We start from the raw sequence: 18562 nt of genomic DNA on the forward strand, positions 1-18562 counted from the left end.
CGCTGGCGCCATACAGCCTTCGGCCAGCTCAAAAAACCTAAAAATATCTGTCGCAGGGGAGCGGGGCGTGAATTTCAAAAAGAACACAATTGCGTTGGCTGTAGGGTCGGCAATAGGCCTGAGCAACGCTGCATGGGCGGCCGAAGAAGCCGGCACGATGGAGATTGCTCCGATCACCGTGACAGGTGAAAAAATCGACCGCACGCTTGAACAGACCCAGTCCAGCGTCGTGGTCCTCACCGACAAGAATCTGCGAGAGCACGGCGACAAGGACCTGGTGGATGTATTCGCCCGTACGCCCGGTGTCTATAGCCAGGCCGGCAATGAAAACTGGGGTATCCGTGGTGTGCCGGTGTCCGGTTTTGACGATCAGGGCCCAGCGACCCTCAATGGTGCCGTATCCGTTTATGTCGACGGTGCCGTACAGCCGAACCGTGCGCTGACCCTCAGCCCGGTCCCGCTCTGGGATGCCGAGCAGGTCGAAGTATTCCTTGGCCCGCAATCCACCACCCAGGGCCGTAACTCCCTGGCCGGTGCGGTGGTTATCCGGACCAAGAACCCAACTTTCGAACCGAGCTTCTCGGCACAAACCAATGTGGGCAATTACGGTGAGCGCGGGGCGGCGGTGGCCGGTGGTGGCTCTATCGTCGACGACAAGATCGCCGGGCGTATCGCCGTGGACTATGGCGAAGGTGACGGCTACATCCGCAACACCACATTCAATGACGACGCCAACCCGCGTCGCACCAGCAACACCCGCGGCAAATTGCTGATCCTGCCCAACGACGACACCGATGTCCTGCTGACCTACGCCCACAGCGAGCACCGCCAGGGCGACCGTTCGACCATGCGCGTCAACGGCAAGCCGAGCTATTACGATATCGCGTCCAACACCAAGGCCTTCGACAACCTCAAGCAGGACACCCTCAGCGCCAAGGTGGATTATCGTCTGAACGACGACTGGTCGCTGACGAGCATGACCGCCAATACCAGTACCGACTACAGCAACCGTCTGGACTTCGACCAGAATGCCGTGGACAACGAGGTCGTTCTGCGCAAGCAAGACGGTAACCTGTTCAGTCAGGAACTGCGCTTGAATTACACCTCGGACACGGTGAAGAGCTTTGTGGGTGCGTACTACGGCCACAACAGCAACGACTTCCACGACCGGCTGTTTTTCGATGATGTGCTGTTCGGTACGGTCAAGGGCGATACCACGATCGAGAACAAGGCTGTGTTCGGTGAAGTCAACTGGACATTCGCACCGCGCTGGACCTTGATCACCGGCCTGCGTTACGACCACGAGACTAACGACACCGACGTCGAGCAGGACGATTTCTCCGAGCCCGCCAAAGTCAAAAAGTCATTTGACGCCGTGCTGCCGAAACTCGGCATCGACTATGAGCTGGCCGCGAACCAATACCTCGGTTTCATGGTGCAAAAAGGCTATCGCGGCGGTGGCGTCAACCTGCGTTCCGGTAGCGGTCACCAAGCCTACGATCCGGAATACACCACCAACTACGAGCTGTCCTACCGCGGTTCGTTCTTCGACCAGACCCTGCGTACCCGCGCCAACTTGTATTACACGGATTGGAAGGACCAGCAGATCAGCGTGCGGCAGAACGGTAGCTCCGTCATTGATATCTACAACGCCGGTCGCAGTGACATCAAGGGTCTGGAAGTCTTCGTGGAGAAGGACATCACCGAACAGCTGACCTTGAACGTCGGCGCCGCCGTGACCGATAGCAAATACAAGGACTTCGTCGCTGACAATGGTCAGGACAGGAGCGGCGAGTCGTTCCTTTATTCGCCTAAGTACAAGGCTTCGGTGGGGGGTGTCTATCGCTTCGACGACCGTCTGATACTCGGCACGGACATTGTATATCAGGGCACCGCGCCTTCGGAGTATGAATTCGATTCAAACGGCAAAGTCACTGGCGAGCGTAAGAGCGACGCCTATGTGCTGGTGAACTTCAACGCCGAGTACAAAGTCACCAAGAACGTCGCTGTGTCCGCTTACGTCAAAAACGCCTTCGACAAGGAGTACGTCACCAACAACCGTAACGACGACATCATCGATGTCGGCGCGCCGCGCACGGTGGGGATGATTTTGCGCTACGACATGTAAAACCCATAGGCGCGGGGAGGCAATCTCCTCGCGCCTGCCCTGCAACGTATCGGATGTTTGTTTCCAGGCTGTTCGTTCCCTTCCAAACCCAGCCTCCATGGAGGAAATCATGAGTGCTTTTTCGAATGTCACAGCGGGTGGCGCGCAACAGCTGCGCCTGTTGCACACCGGCCTGTCGAGTCCTTACTGCCTCGATTCGACCCCACTGCTGGACCGTCAGCAACAGCAGGAATCCAACGCCCGCAGTTACCCGCGACGCATTCCGCTGGTGCTTGAAAGAGCCCATGGCATTTATGTGCAGGACAGCCGGGGGCAAGTGTTTGTCGATTGCCTGGCCGGTGCCGGCACCCTGGCGCTGGGCCACAACCACCCGGTGATCATCGAGGCCATCACTCAGGTCATGGCAGCCGGTGTGCCGATGCACACCCTGGACCTCATGACGCCTGTGAAGGACGCATTTGTCCAAGAAATTTTCGCTTGCCTGCCTAGCGAGTTCGCTCGCCATGCACGCATCCAGTTCTGCGGCCCGAGTGGGGCCGATGCGGTCGAGGCCGCGCTCAAGCTGACCCGCACCGCCACTGGGCGGCATTCGGTCCTGGCGTTCGAAGGGGCCTATCACGGGATGACCCTGGGGACGCTGGCCATCAGCGGCAACCTGTCACCGAAAAATGCCCTCGGCGCATTGATGCCAGGTGTGCAGCGCCTGCCGTTCCCGCACGATTATCGTTGCCCGTTCGGGGTGGCCGGCGATCAGGCAGTCACGTTGAACGTGCGTTACCTGGATCACTTGCTCAACGACCCTGAAAGCGGGGTGACCGCACCGGCGGCGCTGATCCTGGAGCCGATTCAAGGGGAGGGTGGGGTCATTGCCGCGCCGGACCGCTGGCTGCAGGAACTGCGCCGATTGACCCAGGCCCACGGCATCCCGCTGATCGTCGACGAGATCCAGTGCGGCATTGCCCGCAGTGGCCGGATGTTTGGCTTCGAGCAATCGGGTATCACGCCGGATGTCATCACCCTGTCCAAAGCCATCGGTGGCGGGTTGCCGCTGTCGGTCATGGTCTACCACGAGTCGCTGGACGTTTGGCAGCCGGGTGCCCACGCCGGCACATTCCGCGGCAATCAGTTGGCGATGGCGGCCGGTACCGCGACCTTGCGTTTCATCCGCGATGAAGGCCTGGTCCAGCACGCTGAAAAGGTCGGCGCTTATCTGCAAAAACAACTGCAGGCGCTGCAAAACGAGTTCGCCTGGATCGGCGATGTACGGGGTCGCGGCCTGATGCTCGGGATGGAAATCGTCGACCCGCAGGGCACCCTTGATGTACAGGGCCATCCGCCGGTGGACACAGCCCGGGCCAAGGCCTTCCAGCAAGCTTGCCTGAAGCACGGCTTGATCGTCGAGCTTGGCGGGCGCCATGGGGCGACGGTGCGCTTCTTGCCGCCGCTGATCATCACTGAGCAGGAGATCGATTTTGTGGGGCAGATCCTGTTTCAGGCAGCAAGCACGCTCAGCGAAGGCTCCGCGCAATAATCATTTTATCCGCCGATGCGCGCCCGCCGTAACGGATTGTGCTTTGCCGGCGTTGAGATTGAGCGACGGCTACCGCCTAATCTGGCGGTGGCCGCGCGATTTAGCAGTTCGATAGTCAGGCTGTCATTGCACGATTCGTGGCAACAATTTGCTCATGTGTAAACTGACCACCGGGAGCCATGAATCTGGCCAGAAGTGCGTCCCGGTTTTGAGGCGCCCTGATTTTATCAGCCGCACACAAGGCCGATTTTAGCTCCGGCAGGGTTAGTTCGGTGCAGTATGCAGGCGTGCCTGGTTGCTGATGCCATGAACTCTCAAGGCTGCCAGCGGCAAGCGCGGTGAACCCGGTATCCTCGACAAGATCCTGCGCGATCGCCTCGGCATAGGGGTCATCCCCAGCCACGGGTAAGGCGATGCGTGTTGAAGACCCGGCTGGTTGGCCTTTGTCGGCAAGAGTCGCTGCGAGAACGGCGTTCCATGCCTTGACGACTGGGCGACCAATCTGCTCGCTTACCCAGATGCTCTCGGGCTTGCCGTCGTCTACCTCCTTGATCGCCCCGTCTCGTCCCGGATAGTAATTGGACGTGTCAATGACGACGACCTTCTCGGGAACATGACTTAACGTTTGGCGCAGATCGGGGTACTTCGCGAAGGGGATCGAGAGGATAACCGCATCCACATCCGACACAGCGTCTTCCTTGGTCACCGCCCGTACACCGATTTCGTTGGCGAGGTCCTGAATACTTTGAGGGTTCTTCGAGTTGGCCAGTTTCACTTCATGGCCGCATGCAGCGAGCTTACGGGCAAGAGTAGCCCCAATGTTGCCCGCGCCGATAATTCCGATTTTCATGTCAATAACCTCCTCGCATACAAACAATATTCAATTACCGTTGCCTGGGTGTGCGAGCGAATTAAGTGTGTGGCGAAGATCCAGCAATACTTCAGGTGTCATCCGCACGGTTGAGATCATTCTGCCGGTGGTTTGTATCCCGCAAGCATTTCGAGTACCTCAGCATGTGAACCGCTCGCTTCAGCAAACCGTAGTGGCTTGGCGCGCTCGACGACCAGTTCTTTTGGGGTCGGAGCGATCTCGAGCAGCTCGAAGATTTCATTCAGGAACTCGTCCAAGGGCATGGCGTGTTCGTCATTTTCCTGTCCAAGCAAAGTGGTACGCACTCCCGGTGGCGCAAGCTCGATGACCTCGACTGATGAGTTCTCCAGCTGCACTCGAAGACTTTGAGTGAATGAATGAACTGCCGCTTTGGTTGCGCTGTAGGTCGGTGTCGCAGGCAGCGGGACGAAGGCCAACGCCGAACTGACATTGATAATCGTGGCACTGGGCTGCTTGAGCAACTGGGGAGTAAATGCATACACCATGCGGATCGTGCCCAGTAAGTTCGTTGTCACGATATCTTCGGCTGTGCTCAGGTATTGGGCATCAGCCAGATCCTCCCAGTGCATGATGCCCGCGTTGTTTATGAGCACGTTCAGATTGGGGTGACTGAGCGCAAGCGCTTCGCTGGTGCGCTGGATGGATTGCGGATCGCAGACGTCCAGCACTACCGATTCAATGCCTGGATGTTCCGACACGATCTTGTCGAGCAGAGCCTTGCGCCGTCCCGCGATGATTACGTTGTTTCCCGCCTGGTGAAGCCTTAACGCCAGACCAAGGCCTATGCCTGAGGTGCTGCCGGTAACCAGAATCGTGTTGCCCGTGCTGTTCATAGTAAACTCCAGTAAGAGAACAAAAGCGGACAGCTGTCCACTTGTGTTGAAAATTACCGGACACCTGTCCGTTTTGCAATGCAGCGAAGGAAATAACTTTGCCCAGGAATGACGAAGTGGCGATGCGTTCTGACGCCAAGAAAAATCGAGAACGAATTCTGAAGGTCGCTGTGGCAGAGCTGACGCTCGATCCTGCGGTCCCGCTGAGTGCGATTGCGAAGAAAGCCGGGGTAGGACAGGGCACGTTCTATCGCCATTTCGCCAACAGAGAGGCGCTGGTATTCGAGGTCTACCAATTCGAAATGCAGCAAGTGGCCTCGTTGGCCGAACAGCTGCTCGCCACAAAACCCCCTAAGGAGGCCCTCCGAGAGTGGATGGACTGCCTCGTTGAATATGCAATGACCAAGGCGGGACTTGCGACCGCGATACGGCAAGCAGCCTCTACTTACGAATTTCCTGGGAAGTCGGGATACGCGCCGGTCCAGGCAGCCGCCGAGTTGCTTTTGAGGGCTAATGAAAAGGCCGGAACGATTCGTAGCGGGGTTACCCACGACGACTTTTTTCTAGCCACTGCTGGAATATGGCAAATAGATTCCCAGAGCGAATGGCGCCCACGTCTCGCCAGATTGATGGACTTGGTGATGGATGGTCTATGCGCAGGTAGCCCTGAAAGCCTGAAGAATAACGTGTAGCTTTCGTCCAAACGCAAACCACTACCGGTCATGCCGTGGTTTAAACGGAATGACCGGAGCGCCTTACGGATTATTTTTGCGCCAGCAATGCCTTTCTTGTCGCCTTTTGGTGTTTCATGGCGGCGATCTCACGCTCGCAGGCCTCGACATCGAACGAGTTGTCCCACTTGGCAACGGCGATGGTGCCGATACCGTTACCGATCAGGTTGGTCACGGCTCGCGCTTCGTTGAGGAACCGGTCAATGCCCAGGAGCAAAACGAGGCCGACCAGAGGAATGGAGTGAATGGTCGTGAGCGTTGCAGCCAGTGTCACAAACCCCGCACCCGCCACCCCAGCCGAGCCTTTTGAAGTCAGCAGGAACACGCCTAGCAGAATCATCTGATCCACAAAGGTCAGTGGCGTATTGGTCGCCTGTGCGATGAAGATGGCGGCCATGGTGAGATAGATACAGGTGCCGTCCGCATTGAAGGTGTACCCCGTAGGCAACACCATGCCCACTACCGATTTTTTGCAGCCAAGCTTTTCAAGTTTCACCATCATTCGTGGCAGCACGGCTTCGGTTGAGCAGGTGCCAAGGGTGATGAGGATTTCATCTTTGAAATAACGAAGAAATTGCAGAAGCGGCATGCCCGACCATCGAGCAACCGTACCCAGCACGACCACGATGAAAAACAAGGTCGTGATGTAGAGCGCGACCAGCAACTGGCCGAGTGACAGCAAGGTGCCAATCCCGTATTTGCCGATCGTGAAAGCCATGCCGGCACCCGCGCCAATCGGCGCCAGGCGCATGACCATTGCAACGATCTTGAACAGGCCTTGCAGGAACAGGTCAAGGGTGTTGATCAGTGGCTTGCTGGTTTCACCCATTTGAACCAGGGCGACACCCATCAATACCGAAAGCAGGATGACCTGAAGCATGACACCATTGGAGAATGCGCCGATGAAGGTTTGCGGGATGATATTGAGAAAGAAATCAATGGTGCCGCCTTGCTCACTGGCAGCTTGGCTGTATTTGCTAATGGCACCTCCATCAAGCGCGCTGGCGTTGATGTTCATACCGACGCCAGGCTTCACGATGTTGACCACAATGAGGCCGACGACCAGGGGGATGGTTGAAAGAATCTCGAAGTAGATCAGCGCTTTCACGCCAATCCGGCCGACTTCTTTGATATTGCCCATCTTTGCGATACCCACAACGACCGTACCGAAAATAATGGGCGCCAACAGCATTTTGATCAGTTTGATGAAGCCATCGGCAAAGGGTTGCAGCTTGGCTCCGATATCAGGCACGAAGTAACCGATTGCTGCACCGATCACGATGCCGATCAGCACTTGCACATACAGCTGGCCATACCAGCGGGACTTGGAGATTTCCACGGAAGCACCTCATTTTATTGTTGTGATGGGCATGTGGCTCGGCGTCAGTGGGTGACGCCGGGGGCTGCGGCCTCTTTCAAAGAGACCGCAGATCGAGGTTGATCAGCCTTCGCCCAACTCACGCATCACTGCGTACAAAGCGGACTTGGCCTCGAAGCCAACACCTGGAATATCCGGCAGACCGACATAGCCGTTTTCCACGCGGATGCCGTCAGCGAAGCCGCCGAACGGCTGGAACACATCCGGGTAAGATTCGTTGCCGCCCAGGTGCAGACCCGCTGCGATGTTCAGGGACATCTGGTGACCGCCATGGGGCACTACGCGGCGGGAAGACCAACCCATTTCTTCCATCACCTTCAGGGTGCGCATGTACTCCACGAGCCCGTAGGACAGAGCGCAGTCGAACTGGAGGTAGTCGCGATCGGGGCGCATGCCACCGTGGCGCAGCAGGTTACGGGCATCCTGGTGAGAGAACAGGTTTTCACCGGTAGCCATGGGCAGTTCATAGTGATTGGCAAGCTCGGCCTGGAGTGCGTAGTCCAGCGGATCGCCAACCTCTTCGTACCAGAAGAGGTTGTACTTCTTGATGGCTTCAGCGTACGCAATACCGGTCTGAAGATCGAAACGACCATTGGCGTCGACCGCCAACCGACGGCCGTCGCCAACCACTTCAAGTACCGCTTCGATGCGACGGATATCTTCGTCCAGCGGTACCGCACCAATCTTCATCTTGACGACGTCGTAGCCACGATCCAGATAGCTCTGCATTTCTGCCTTGAGCTTGGTCTGGTCTTTGCCAGGGTAGTAGTAGCCGCCCGCTGCATAGACCCAGACCTTGTCATCGGCCACGCCGTTACGGTAACGGTCGGCCAGCAGGCGATACAGCGGTTTGCCTTCAATCTTGGCGACGGCATCCCATACCGCCATGTCGATGGTGCCAACGGCGACAGAGCGCTCGCCATGGCCGCCTGGCTTTTCGTTGGTCATCAAGGTTTTCCAGATGGCGAACGGATCCAGGTTGTTGTTTTCATGGTCGACGAGCGTGTCTGGATCCGCTTGCGTGATACGCGCCAGGAAACGATCACGCATCAGTGCGCCCTGGCCATAGCGACCATTGGAGTTGAAACCGTAGCCAATGACAGGCTTCCCATCACGAATTACATCAGTGATGACCGCGACAACCGAGCAGGTCATTTTCGAAAAATCGATGTAGGCGTTAGCGATTGGGGAGGCAATGGAAACAGTTTTTTCACGAATGTCTACGATGCGCATGACGGGGTCCTCTTGTTGTTTGTAGGCCCACGTTAGGCTTTGCGATGGCACCCGCCCAATGCTATTAATGCCGCACCCTATGCACAGGAGGCATGGCCCTTGGAACTCGTCTGGCTTGAAGATTTTTCAGCGCTTGCGGAGTACGGCAGCTTTGTTCGGGCGGCTGAAGCGCGGCACGTTACCCAGCCGGCATTCAGCCGCAGAGTGCGCTCGTTAGAGAGTTGGATGGGGGTGCAGTTGTTCGTTCGAACGCCTCAAGGAGCGACGCTTACTGAAGCTGGCAGGCAAATTTTGCCAAGTGCCCAAGAGGCTGCCAGGCGCTTGTACAGAATGCGCAACGAGGCTCAAGAGGTTGCTGGAATGGCCGCCAAGTCGCTTCAATTCGCGGCAACTCACTCCCTGTCGTTTACATTTTTTCCCAAGTGGCTGCGAAGCTCAGAGAACGGTGCCCCCATTGAGGCTGTGCAACTGCACTCAGACAGCATGGCTGCCTGTGAGCAGATGCTGATACATGGCCAGGTTCAGTTTCTGCTCTGCCACCGCCATCCCGATGTTCCACCGCTACTGGCCCCTGATCAGTTCATCGGCAAGAAGGTGGGTGAAGACGTTCTCGTTCCTCTTGCGAGTGCCTGCGCTAACTTCGGCACCTCGCCTGCGGCATTGCCGTACCTCGCTTACACCCATGAATCCGGTTTGGGGCGTATCGTCGCGCACAGACTGCGTGGCAAAGAAGATTACCTTCACCTCAAACCACTTTTTAGCAGCCACCTTGCAGCGGTGCTAATGTCCATGGCCCTGGAAAGCAAAGGCGTGGCCTGGTTGCCCAGGAGCCTCACCGAGCAAGAAATACTGGATGGGCGCCTGGTCAGAGCGCTCGACGAAAGCTGGGATATACCGCTGGAAATTCATCTGACCCGTCCAGTAGCGCCACTCAGTCCATCTGCCGAAGAATTCTGGGCCAGGGTGGGGCAGTGACTCGGCGGGTTTTATATGACGCGCTGTGTTGCTCAATAGGGTTTGGGGTTGTGCATCGCCGCTGATCCCTTACCGGGATCGCGGCGAAGCGTTGAGCGTATCCGCTACTTGTAATGTTGCTCAAACACCGCCAGTTGCTCGGGCCTGATCAGCTGGAAGGGCACCCAGACGTCCGGTTCTACCGCTTCTCCCTTGATCATCTTGAGTGCTGCTTGTACCGCGCTGCTCGCCTGGGCCTTGGGGTCCTGGAATACCGAGGCGACCAGCATCCCGCGCTTGATTGCCGCCAGGCCGTCAGGCAAGCCGTCGATACCGACAATCGCAATCTCGCCCTTGGCTTTGCCGGCCTGTTGCAGCGCCATGGCCGCACCGATGGCCATCTCGTCGTTGTTGGCGACGATGGCATCGAAACGGCTACCCGCCAGCAACCAGTTACTGGTCAGGTCCATCCCTTTGCTGCGCTGCCACTCGGCACTTTGCTGCTCGACAACCTTGATCCCGGGATAATCCTTGAGCACCTGTTTGACGCCTTCGGTGCGGTCGTGGGTAGCGTTTTGCGCCAGGTCGCCCATGATGATCGCGAGGCTGCCCTTGCCGCCGAGCTTTTCGGCCAGATAGCGCATTTGCAACTGTCCGGCCTCAATGTCATTGGACGCCACGGTGACGACGCCTTTGGGCAAGGTACGCTCGTCGGGGTGACGGTTGACGTAGACCAATGGTGTCTTCGCTTCGACCGCGGCGCGGGTGATGTTGGCCGTGGCGGAGGTGTCCACCGGCAGGACAATGACCGCATCCACTTTCTGATTGATAAAACCCTGGACCTGGTTGAGTTGGCGCACCACATCGCCTTGGGCGTCCTCGAATTGAATCTGCACGTTTTCCTTTTTCGCGGCCTCGTCCAGGCCGTTACGCACGTAGGTCATGAAGTTGTCGTCGACCCTGGCGATGCTGACGCCGATGCGATAGTCGGCGACGGCCCATTGGCTCAAGAGCAATAGCAGGGTGGCGAAAAGCAGTGTGCAACGACGCATGATGGTTTTCCTTTTGTTGTTATGAGTTGAACGTCACCAAGAAATTTGCCGCGGGCTTTAAATGAATCCAGTGCCGGCCTCATCCATCAAGCGTGAAGGCCTGTCTGAAACGCTCAAGCGCGACTTCGCTGTCACCGCTGGCCCAGCCTTCGAGGCCGACGACACCGCTGTATCCCATGCCGAACAACGCCCTGGCAATGGCGCGATAGTGGATTTCGCCGGTGCCGGGCTCCATGCGGCCAGGAACGTCGGCGACCTGGATTTCGCCGATGGCGTTGCCGGCGCGCTGGATCAGTTCGATCAGGTTTCCTTCACCGATCTGTGCGTGATAGAGGTCCAGGTTCATCTTCAGGTGCGGGCTGCCCACGGCCTCGATCAGTGCCAGGGTATCGTCAGCGCGGGCGAAAGGCGTGCCCGGGTGGTCGACTTCAGTGTTGAGGTTTTCCAGCAGGAATACCCGGCCCGCGTCTTCGCCCAGGCGGGCTATTTTTTCCAGTGTCTTGCAGGCGCTCAACCACATGCGGCCGGTGGTCTGGGCAACGGGTTTGACTGGCAATCCTTGATCACCCAGGCCGGTGCCGTGCAGGTTCAGGCTCGGGCAACCCAATTGGGCTGCGACGGCTAGAGATTCCTGGGCGCTGTCGAGCAATTGCTGGATACCCTCGGGATCGGTCAGGTTGCCCGAGATGTAGCCGGTCATGGAGGTGAAATCCGCGCCAGTCGCGACGAGAGCCTGGAGGTCTTTGGTCGTCCAGTTCCATATCTCGACGCTGAAGCCCAGCGCATGGATGCGTTTGACCCGCTCGATAAAGGGCAGGTCGAGAAAGACCATCTCGGCGCTGATCGCCAGTTTGAACGGTATGAAACTCATGAATGAGCTCCTTGTACGCGCACCGGTTTACCCAGTTGGAAGGACTCGATACAAGCGCGAGCAATGGCCAGTGCCGCCCGGGCGTCTTCACCGCTGGCCAGAGGTTTTTCGCCACTGCGTACGCAACTGACAAAGTGGTTGAGCTCAGCCACATAGGCATCACGCAGCAAGTCGGTGTCCATGCGCTGGGTGTCGGCCTGAACCCCATTGGCCAGGTACCGCAGCAGGTCGGAGTCGTTGACGTTGCCCATGGTCAGCATGCCAGCGCTGCCGAACACTTCGCCGCGGACATCGTAGCCATAGACCGCCTGGAAATTCGCTTCGGCCGTGGCGATGGCCCCGTTGTTGAAACGGATCGTGACCACCGCGGTGTCGAGAAATCCTTTGTCTTTGTAGGCCGGTGCGATCAGGGCATCGGCCATCACAAAAACCTCAACCGCTTCGGCGCCCGGATTCAGGTAGCGCAGGGTATCGAAGTCATGGATCAAAGTTTCGAGGAAGATCACCCATTGCGGTGACGCGGCGGGGTTGTTCAGCGCCGGGTCGCGGGTCAGCGAGCGCAGCAGTTGTGGCGTACCGATCCGGCCGGCAACCACGTCCAGATGAGCGGTGCGGAAACTTCTGGCAAAGCGCCGGTTGAAGCCGACCTGGAGTGTCACCCGTGCATCGGCAGCCGCAGCTATGGCGCGATCGGCTTCGTCCAGGGTGATCGCCATCGGTTTTTCACAGAACACACTTTTGCCGGCCCGGGCCGCACTGATCACCAGTTCGGCATGGCTGCGCGCCGGGGCGGCAATCAACACGGCGTCGATGTCCGGGTCATCAAGCAGTTGCTGTGGATCGGCATAGACCTTCTGCACGTCCAGTTCTGCCGCCAGGCGCGCGGCCTGGCCGGGAGTAGGGTCGGCGATGGCAGCGAGGCACGCGCCGGGGATGTGACGGGCGGCGGTGAGGCCGTGGAAACTGCCCATGCGGCCGGCGCCGATAAGGCCAAGGCGGATGATCCTGGATGTACTCACGAGCATGACTCCCTTTATTGTTTTTACGACTCGGCGCTAAGAATGTCCTCGTCTGGATAAGCAGGGAGCAAGCGCTGTGCCAATAATCAACTCATTGATATTAAACAGGTTTTATTCATTGTCGTTTGCATTGATGTTCATTTTGATTACATGTCTATACTGACATGTCGAAAATATGAACATATGGCCGAATAATGAATCAGCAACCTGCCGCCTTGAGCGCCGAAGACCGCGATTACCTCACCGCGCTTGGCCCGGCGTCATTGAACGAAGGGCCCAGCACTGCGCTGGATGAGGCCTGGCGAGCGTGCTTGCAGGGGGTAATCGATCGCCCTGCCGGAATCAGGCGGGTGATTTGGGAGTCCTGGTTGCGCAGCGTCCATGCCGGCCTTGACCCGGAAGACGGCGAGTACCGTTTTGTCGCGCCCGACGACCTCGCCGCGACACTGGCAGCCAACCGGGTGCTGATCGCCGCGGCGGCTCAGGTCATGCGCGGTTTGCTCGCCTACAACCCCAAGGGCCATATCAATCTGACCGATACCCAAGGCACGACTTTGTACTTTTGTGGCCTGGACCTCACCCCCATAGGCAGTCGCCTGCTGGAGTCGGTACAGGGCACCAATTGCACCGGGCTGGCGATCGTTGAAGACCGTTTGGTCTATGTGCTGGCCGAGGAGAACTTCGGGCTTGGTCTGCGCCAGCGCCGCATGCATTGCGCCGCCGCGCCTATCCGGGATGCCCAGGGCCGAACCTTGGGTATGTTGACCTTGACGGCGGAGCCAGGCTGGTTTCACTTCCATACGCTGGGCACCGTCCAGGCCGCGGCCGAGGCGGTCTCGAGGCAGATGGCGCTGCAAACCTTGCTGGAAGAGCAACAAACCGTGCTTGAAGTGCTCAACGAGGGCTTGGTGGTATTGGATGAGCAGGGCTGCATCAAGGCGCTCAACCATTACGCTCGTCAGTTGTTCCGCGTGGGCCATGACCTGCTCGGCAGTCCGTTCAAGGGCCTGGGACAAAGTGAGCTGACCGATGCCGTCCTGCTTGCCAGCGGGGAGGGCGTACGGGACCTGGACTGCACCTTTGAACTGCACGACCACAGCCATCTGGCCTGCCTGGTGTCGGTCTGCCCGCTGGAACAAGGCGGGCGGATTGTTTCGTTGCGCGAAAACCGACGCATTCGGGAAATCACCCGGCGGATCATGGGCACCCAGGCCAGCTACACCTTCGAAACCATCCTCGGCCATTCACGGGCGATTCAGGATGCAGTGCACCTGGCACGGATCGCCAGTCGCAGTGATTCGACCACGCTGATCCTCGGCGAGAGCGGCACAGGCAAGGAGCTGTTCGCCCAGGCGATCCATAATGCCAGCGACCGTTGTGGCGGTCCTTTCGTGGCGGTCAATTGCGGCGCCATTCCCCGTGACCTGGTGCAGAGCGAACTGTTCGGTCATGTCGAAGGCGCTTTCACCGGATCGGCTCGCGGTGGCTCGGCAGGCAAGTTCGAATTGGCCGATGGCGGGACGATCTTCCTCGACGAAATCGGTGACATGTCCTTTGATGCGCAGGTCAGCTTGCTGCGCGTCCTGCAGGAAGGCGAGGTGACACGGGTGGGGGCAAAAAAATCGCTGCGGGTCAACGTTCGCATCATTGCCGCCACTCACCGCAACCTGAGCCAGGCGGTGGCCGAGGGCGCCTTTCGTGAGGACCTTTACTACCGGCTCAACGTCCTGAACCTGACCGTGCCGCCACTGCGAATGCGCCGCGAAGACGTGCCGTTGCTGGCGCGGCATTTTCTCGCGCGTTGTGCCCGGTCGCTCCGCAAATCGACGCAGGACCTTTCTCCCGTGGCACTGGATATGCTTGGCGCCTACGATTGGCCGGGCAATGTTCGCGAGCTGGAAAACGTCATTGAGCGGGCGACCAACCTGGCGATGAGCGAACTGATCCAGCCGAGCGATCTTGCGCTGGAGATCAGGCAGCGAGGGCGACTATCGACGTGGGCGAGCGTCCCTGAACCTCGGACGGCGCCGGACCTTGGCACCCATGAAATGAATGCAATCATTGCCGCCCTCACAGACACGCGCGGAAACATCCGCCTGGCGGCTCAACGGCTGAATGTGTCGCGTGGGGGGTTGTACAACAAGATGAGTCGGTATGGGCTCAAGGTTGATGCGTTTCGTTCTTAGCCGGTGGTGCAACGCTGGCGATGAAACGGACGACCAGTCTCCGCTCGAGGGTGGTTTTATGCATCCTTCATGCTGGCGAGACGAGAAACGCCCGGCCAAAAGGAGCCGGGCGTCTCTGTTACTTGCGATAGAGGACCATCCCGGCGTGGTAGAGGACGCCGTCCCGAAACGTTCCATCGGCAGTGAAGCCCGTGTCGTCCCAGTAGCGGATGTAATCGCCTTCCACCTCGTAACGCCCCTGATAAGCGCTTTCGCGATTTCCGCGAGCCTCGTCGTAGCGCCCATTTGGCAACAGCTCATGGCGAATATTCCCATCAGCGGTGATCCACATGCCGGTGTAGGGGTGACTGGCGGTAGTAGGTTGAATACGTCGCATGTTCCATTCTCCTTCTGCGGTTAGATCAGCCGAGACGACAACGGCGCTCAAAGCGGTACCGATCAACAATCGGCTGATGCTTTTCATGTTCTGCCCTCACATTTGAACAGCGAGTTCGGATGGCCCTGTCCGGGCCGTCCGGTGTCATCCGTTTCGTGAGTCCAGATTAGGGAGTGGATCCGCTTGGCCGTTATGTCAAAAATGTCGCGGGTTTGCCTGATCCTGTATGGCGTAACCGACACCGAACCGGCTTATCGATCAAGACCAAAGTCAACAGACGCCGGCCGAGGGCATCCTTGCCCCGGGGTGTGCAGCGACAACGCCGCATTAGCCCGCGGTGACGGTCATGCCGCCATCGGCCATAACCACCGAGCCGACCATGAAACTCGCGCGGTCCGAGGCGAGGAAGGCGACGATTTCGGCAATTTCCTCCGGCTGCGCAGCGCGGCCGATGGGTGCCGCTTCGCCGTGTTTGGCCAGAAAGCCGGGGCCGTCGTCGACCACGTCATTGAGGATGTTGGTCACCACATCGCCGACGCCGATGGCATTGACGCGGATGCCATGCTCGATCACTTCGAGCGCCAGCGTGCGGGTCAACTGGGCCAGCGCGCCCTTGGACGCGGTGTAGGCTGCGATCGTCGGAAAGGCAAAGTAGGATGCGTAAGAGGCGATGTTGACGATTGCCCCGGATCTGTTGGGCATCATCGCTTTCACCGCCTCGCGGCAATGCATGAAGGCCGCGGTGGCGTTGACTGCCTGAATGCGCTCCCAGTCTTCACGGGTCATGTCGATGACAAGCTTGTTGATGATGATCCCGGCGTTGTTGACCAGGATATCCAGCCGGCCGAACTGCTCGACGGCCAGGCCGACCGCGCGCTCGGCGGCTCCGTCTTCGCTGATGTCCGCCACCAGCGGCACCAGCCCGGGACGGGCGAGCTCTTCGACGGCGGGGTTCAGGTCTTCAGCAACGACCTTGGCGCCACGAGCGTGCAGCAACAGTGCGATGGCTTTGCCGATGCCACTGGCCGCGCCGGTGACCAGCGCGACTTTGCCTGCGACTTCGTGGGGGATGCTGTAGGTGATATCAGTCATGATGCTCTCCTGCGTTGCGAGCCGAGGAGACATTCGCCGGCTCCGCGCCCGTGAGGCGCTGTCGTTATCGACGGCTTCACTGTCTCTCAATGTGCATGTTCGGGCTTTCGCAGGCTTGCCTGGACTGTTGGGGTTTTGCTCCAGCATGCGAGGCTGCGGCGCACACGGTCTGTCGCGCAACCTTGCTCATGGCCGCCGCCGCGTTATCCTGTTGGCACCAGTCCTCGTCAGAGGGCTTTGTCGATGGAGCATCCTGTGCACCAACCCGATCCGCAAAACCTCGCCAGCGATGCTCAACGCATTACGGGCGAATCGATGCTGCACTATTTGCCGGGAACGCCGCAGACGTTACCGCCGCGCCCGCAGATGCAGGACGTGGTGATGTTGCGGTTCAGCCATCACAGCATCGTCGAGCCCATCCTGGTGCCCGCGGTGGTCGAGCCTCTGCTGGTGTGGGTGCTGGCGGGCGCGGCTCGGGTCGAGGAGCGCGTTCTGGGTGGGGAATGGGTCGCGTCCGACGTCAAGACCGGCGACTTCTTTCTCACCAACACTGGCGAACCCTACGAGATGCGCTGGCAGACCCAAGGCTGCGACGCTTTTGAGGTGATGCACCTGTATCTCGGCCTGCCATTGATTGATCAAGCCGCGCGCGAGGTACTGGGCGAACACGCCGACCCGGTCAGCTTCCTCGATGTTTCCGGTGACCGGGATGAACGAATCAGTTTCCTGTTGGAGCAACTGCGCCAGGAACTCATCGACGAGCGCCAGCCCAGCCCCTTGTTTGCCCACAGCCTGGCTCAGGCGCTGGCCGTGCATTTGGTGCGGCGCTACCTTGACCCAAACCGCAGTGCCCGGCGCAACAACGCGTTGCAGGCCTACAAACTGCGCCGCGTTATCGAGGCAATGACCGAGGGGCTTGCCGCCGATTTCAGCCTCGCGAACCTTGCGCGGGTTGCGCAACTGAGCGAGTACCACTTCAGCCGCATGTTCAAGCGCGCCACCGGGCTTTCACCCTCGCAGTACTTCATTCGCTTGCGCATGAGCCGCGCCCGGCATCTGCTGCTGGAGACGGACCGAAGCATCATCGATGTCGGGTTGGAGGTCGGCTATTCGAGCCCCAGCCATTTTTCCCAGGTGTTTCGCCGCGAAGTGGGGGTCACGCCCAGCGTCTATCGTCGGGCATGACGGCTGTTTAAGCGTTTCTGCGGTTTGCAGTGTTCATTCGGATGGTGTGAAAGGCTGCGCCGTTGGTCCGAGTGATCCATGGCTGAAGCCGCAACGGCCTGCCAAAAAAATAATTGCGTCAGGCTGTCGATTTCGACCCTTGCCATCCGATTAGTCCGTAGAGCCACCACAAGGGCGGCTTAATCCATCCACTCTCAGGAGACAAGCGCATGCGATTTATGGTGATCGTCAAAGCCAGCCCGGAATCGGAAGCCGGACAGATGCCCAGCGAAGAATTGCTCGCCGACATGGGCGCCTACAATGAAGAATTGCTCAAGGCCGGGGTGATGCTCGCCGGAGAAGGGCTGCATCCCAGTGCCAAGGGTGTGCGCGTGCAGTTTTCCGGCAAAAACCGGACCGTCGTCGAGGGGCCTTTTGCGCAAACCAGGGAATTGATTGCCGGCTTCTGGATCTTCCAGGTCCAGTCGCTGCAGGAAGCCATCGACTGGGTCAAACGCTGCCCGAACCCGATGATCAGTGACAGTGAAATCGAGATCCGCCAGATCTTCGAAGCCGAGGATTTTGGCGAGAGCTTTACCCCCGAGTTGCGCGAGCAGGAAGAGCGTCTGCGGGCGCAGTTGTCCAATCAATCGTGAAGCCGACTACAGGAGTTGCGAGCATGAAAATCATCCCTTACCTGACCTTCAACGGCCGCTGCAAGGAAGCCTTTGCGTTGTACAAGGACGTCCTTGGTGGCGAGCTGTTTTCCATGTCCTTTGCCGAGGCGCCGGAGGACGTCGGCATGCCCAAGGACGCCGACCTGATCATGCACACCTGCCTGATCGTGGGCAATTTCAGCCTGATGGCTTCCGACTGCCCGCCAGGCCAGCCGTATCGCCAGCCGCAAGGCGTGTCGGTTTCCCTCAACGTCGACAGCGTGGAAGAGGCCGAACGGCTGTTCAATGGCTTGAGTGCAGGTGGCACCGTGCAGATGCCCCTGGCGAAGACCTTTTGGGCGGAACGTTTTGCGATGTTCGAAGACCGTTTCGGGATTGCCTGGATGGTCAATTGCGAGGGGGGAAAATAAGCGGCTGTATCTCGCAGCGGTTTACTGGACATCTA

General features: G+C 58.9%; 17 protein-coding genes. 8 read left to right on the forward strand and 9 right to left on the reverse strand.

Annotated features, from left to right (window positions below; genetic code table 11):
- Positions 1-67 precede the first annotated feature (67 nt).
- A complete protein-coding gene (locus T3A99_RS02400) occupies positions 68-2128 on the forward strand; it encodes a TonB-dependent receptor (RefSeq protein ID WP_322833899.1) in 2061 nt (686 codons plus the stop codon).
- A 109-nt stretch (positions 2129-2237) separates the two neighbouring features.
- On the forward strand, positions 2238-3659 hold the full coding sequence (locus T3A99_RS02405) for a diaminobutyrate--2-oxoglutarate transaminase (RefSeq protein WP_274090193.1): 1422 nt from the start codon (positions 2238-2240) through the stop codon (positions 3657-3659).
- 115 nt (positions 3660-3774) lie between these two features.
- On the opposite strand, the gene T3A99_RS02410 is transcribed toward T3A99_RS02405, so the two are convergent.
- Together T3A99_RS02410 and T3A99_RS02415 are read right to left on the reverse strand one after the other, a co-directional pair.
- Positions 3775-4515 carry an NADPH-dependent F420 reductase gene (locus tag T3A99_RS02410; RefSeq protein ID WP_260990089.1) on the reverse strand — a complete coding sequence of 247 codons (741 nt, stop codon included), beginning with the start codon at positions 4513-4515 and terminating at the stop codon, positions 3775-3777.
- A 110-nt stretch (positions 4516-4625) separates the two neighbouring features.
- Complete coding sequence (locus T3A99_RS02415; RefSeq protein WP_047225525.1) at positions 4626-5384, reverse strand: SDR family oxidoreductase; 759 nt, start codon at positions 5382-5384, stop codon at positions 4626-4628.
- Positions 5385-5506: 122 nt separating this feature from the next.
- Between T3A99_RS02415 and T3A99_RS02420 the strand changes: the two genes are divergently transcribed.
- Entirely contained in the window at positions 5507-6076 is a 570-nt protein-coding gene (locus tag T3A99_RS02420) for a TetR/AcrR family transcriptional regulator (protein WP_047225855.1), read from the forward strand.
- Between the two features lie 70 nt (positions 6077-6146).
- Here the strand turns inward: T3A99_RS02420 and dctA are convergent, their stop codons facing one another.
- Together dctA and T3A99_RS02430 are read right to left on the reverse strand one after the other, a co-directional pair.
- Positions 6147-7454, reverse strand: coding sequence for a C4-dicarboxylate transporter DctA (gene dctA / locus T3A99_RS02425; protein WP_322833900.1), 1308 nt, complete (start codon positions 7452-7454; stop codon positions 6147-6149).
- 102 nt (positions 7455-7556) lie between these two features.
- Positions 7557-8726: a mandelate racemase/muconate lactonizing enzyme family protein gene (locus tag T3A99_RS02430; protein ID WP_047225527.1), complete on the reverse strand. Its 1170-nt coding sequence runs from the start codon at positions 8724-8726 to the stop codon at positions 7557-7559.
- A 99-nt stretch (positions 8727-8825) separates the two neighbouring features.
- Between T3A99_RS02430 and T3A99_RS02435 the strand changes: the two genes are divergently transcribed.
- Positions 8826-9701 (forward strand): LysR family transcriptional regulator, encoded by an 876-nt coding sequence (locus tag T3A99_RS02435; protein WP_047225528.1) that lies wholly within the window; start codon positions 8826-8828, stop codon positions 9699-9701.
- A gap of 104 nt (positions 9702-9805) precedes the next feature.
- On the opposite strand, the gene T3A99_RS02440 is transcribed toward T3A99_RS02435, so the two are convergent.
- From T3A99_RS02440 to T3A99_RS02450, 3 genes are all read right to left on the reverse strand, one after another.
- Complete coding sequence (locus T3A99_RS02440) at positions 9806-10732, reverse strand: sugar ABC transporter substrate-binding protein (RefSeq protein WP_305466152.1); 927 nt, start codon at positions 10730-10732, stop codon at positions 9806-9808.
- A gap of 79 nt (positions 10733-10811) precedes the next feature.
- Positions 10812-11603 (reverse strand): TIM barrel protein, encoded by a 792-nt coding sequence (locus tag T3A99_RS02445; RefSeq protein WP_322833901.1) that lies wholly within the window; start codon positions 11601-11603, stop codon positions 10812-10814.
- Positions 11600-12622 (reverse strand): Gfo/Idh/MocA family oxidoreductase, encoded by a 1023-nt coding sequence (locus T3A99_RS02450; protein ID WP_322833902.1) that lies wholly within the window; start codon positions 12620-12622, stop codon positions 11600-11602. Before T3A99_RS02450 ends, T3A99_RS02445 begins: the two co-directional genes overlap by 4 nt.
- Positions 12623-12816: 194 nt before the next feature.
- Between T3A99_RS02450 and T3A99_RS02455 the strand changes: the two genes are divergently transcribed.
- Entirely contained in the window at positions 12817-14808 is a 1992-nt protein-coding gene (locus T3A99_RS02455; protein ID WP_322833903.1) for a sigma-54 interaction domain-containing protein, read from the forward strand.
- A gap of 118 nt (positions 14809-14926) precedes the next feature.
- On the opposite strand, the gene T3A99_RS02460 is transcribed toward T3A99_RS02455, so the two are convergent.
- Both T3A99_RS02460 and T3A99_RS02465 read right to left on the reverse strand, forming a co-directional pair.
- Positions 14927-15184, reverse strand: coding sequence for an Atu4866 domain-containing protein (locus tag T3A99_RS02460; protein WP_218277731.1), 258 nt, complete (start codon positions 15182-15184; stop codon positions 14927-14929).
- 327 nt (positions 15185-15511) lie between these two features.
- Complete coding sequence (locus tag T3A99_RS02465) at positions 15512-16276, reverse strand: SDR family NAD(P)-dependent oxidoreductase (RefSeq protein ID WP_047225533.1); 765 nt, start codon at positions 16274-16276, stop codon at positions 15512-15514.
- 243 nt (positions 16277-16519) lie between these two features.
- On the opposite strand from T3A99_RS02465, the gene T3A99_RS02470 reads away from it, so the two are divergent.
- The 3 genes from T3A99_RS02470 (at position 16520) to T3A99_RS02480 (ending at position 18527) form a co-directional block, all read left to right on the forward strand.
- The gene (locus tag T3A99_RS02470) at positions 16520-17461 is read left to right on the forward strand and encodes a helix-turn-helix domain-containing protein (RefSeq protein ID WP_047225534.1); all 942 of its coding nucleotides are present in this window, start codon (positions 16520-16522) and stop codon (positions 17459-17461) included.
- A gap of 209 nt (positions 17462-17670) precedes the next feature.
- Positions 17671-18096 carry a YciI family protein gene (locus tag T3A99_RS02475; protein ID WP_047225535.1) on the forward strand — a complete coding sequence of 142 codons (426 nt, stop codon included), beginning with the start codon at positions 17671-17673 and terminating at the stop codon, positions 18094-18096.
- Positions 18097-18119: 23 nt separating this feature from the next.
- Positions 18120-18527, forward strand: a complete 408-nt coding sequence (locus tag T3A99_RS02480) for a VOC family protein (RefSeq protein ID WP_076384152.1) — start codon at positions 18120-18122, stop codon at positions 18525-18527.
- Positions 18528-18562: the final 35 nt, after the last annotated feature.

It is taken from the genome of Pseudomonas sp. N-137 (assembly GCF_034555295.1).
In the GTDB taxonomy this organism is placed as follows: Bacteria; Pseudomonadota; Gammaproteobacteria; order Pseudomonadales; family Pseudomonadaceae; genus Aquipseudomonas; species Aquipseudomonas rhizophila.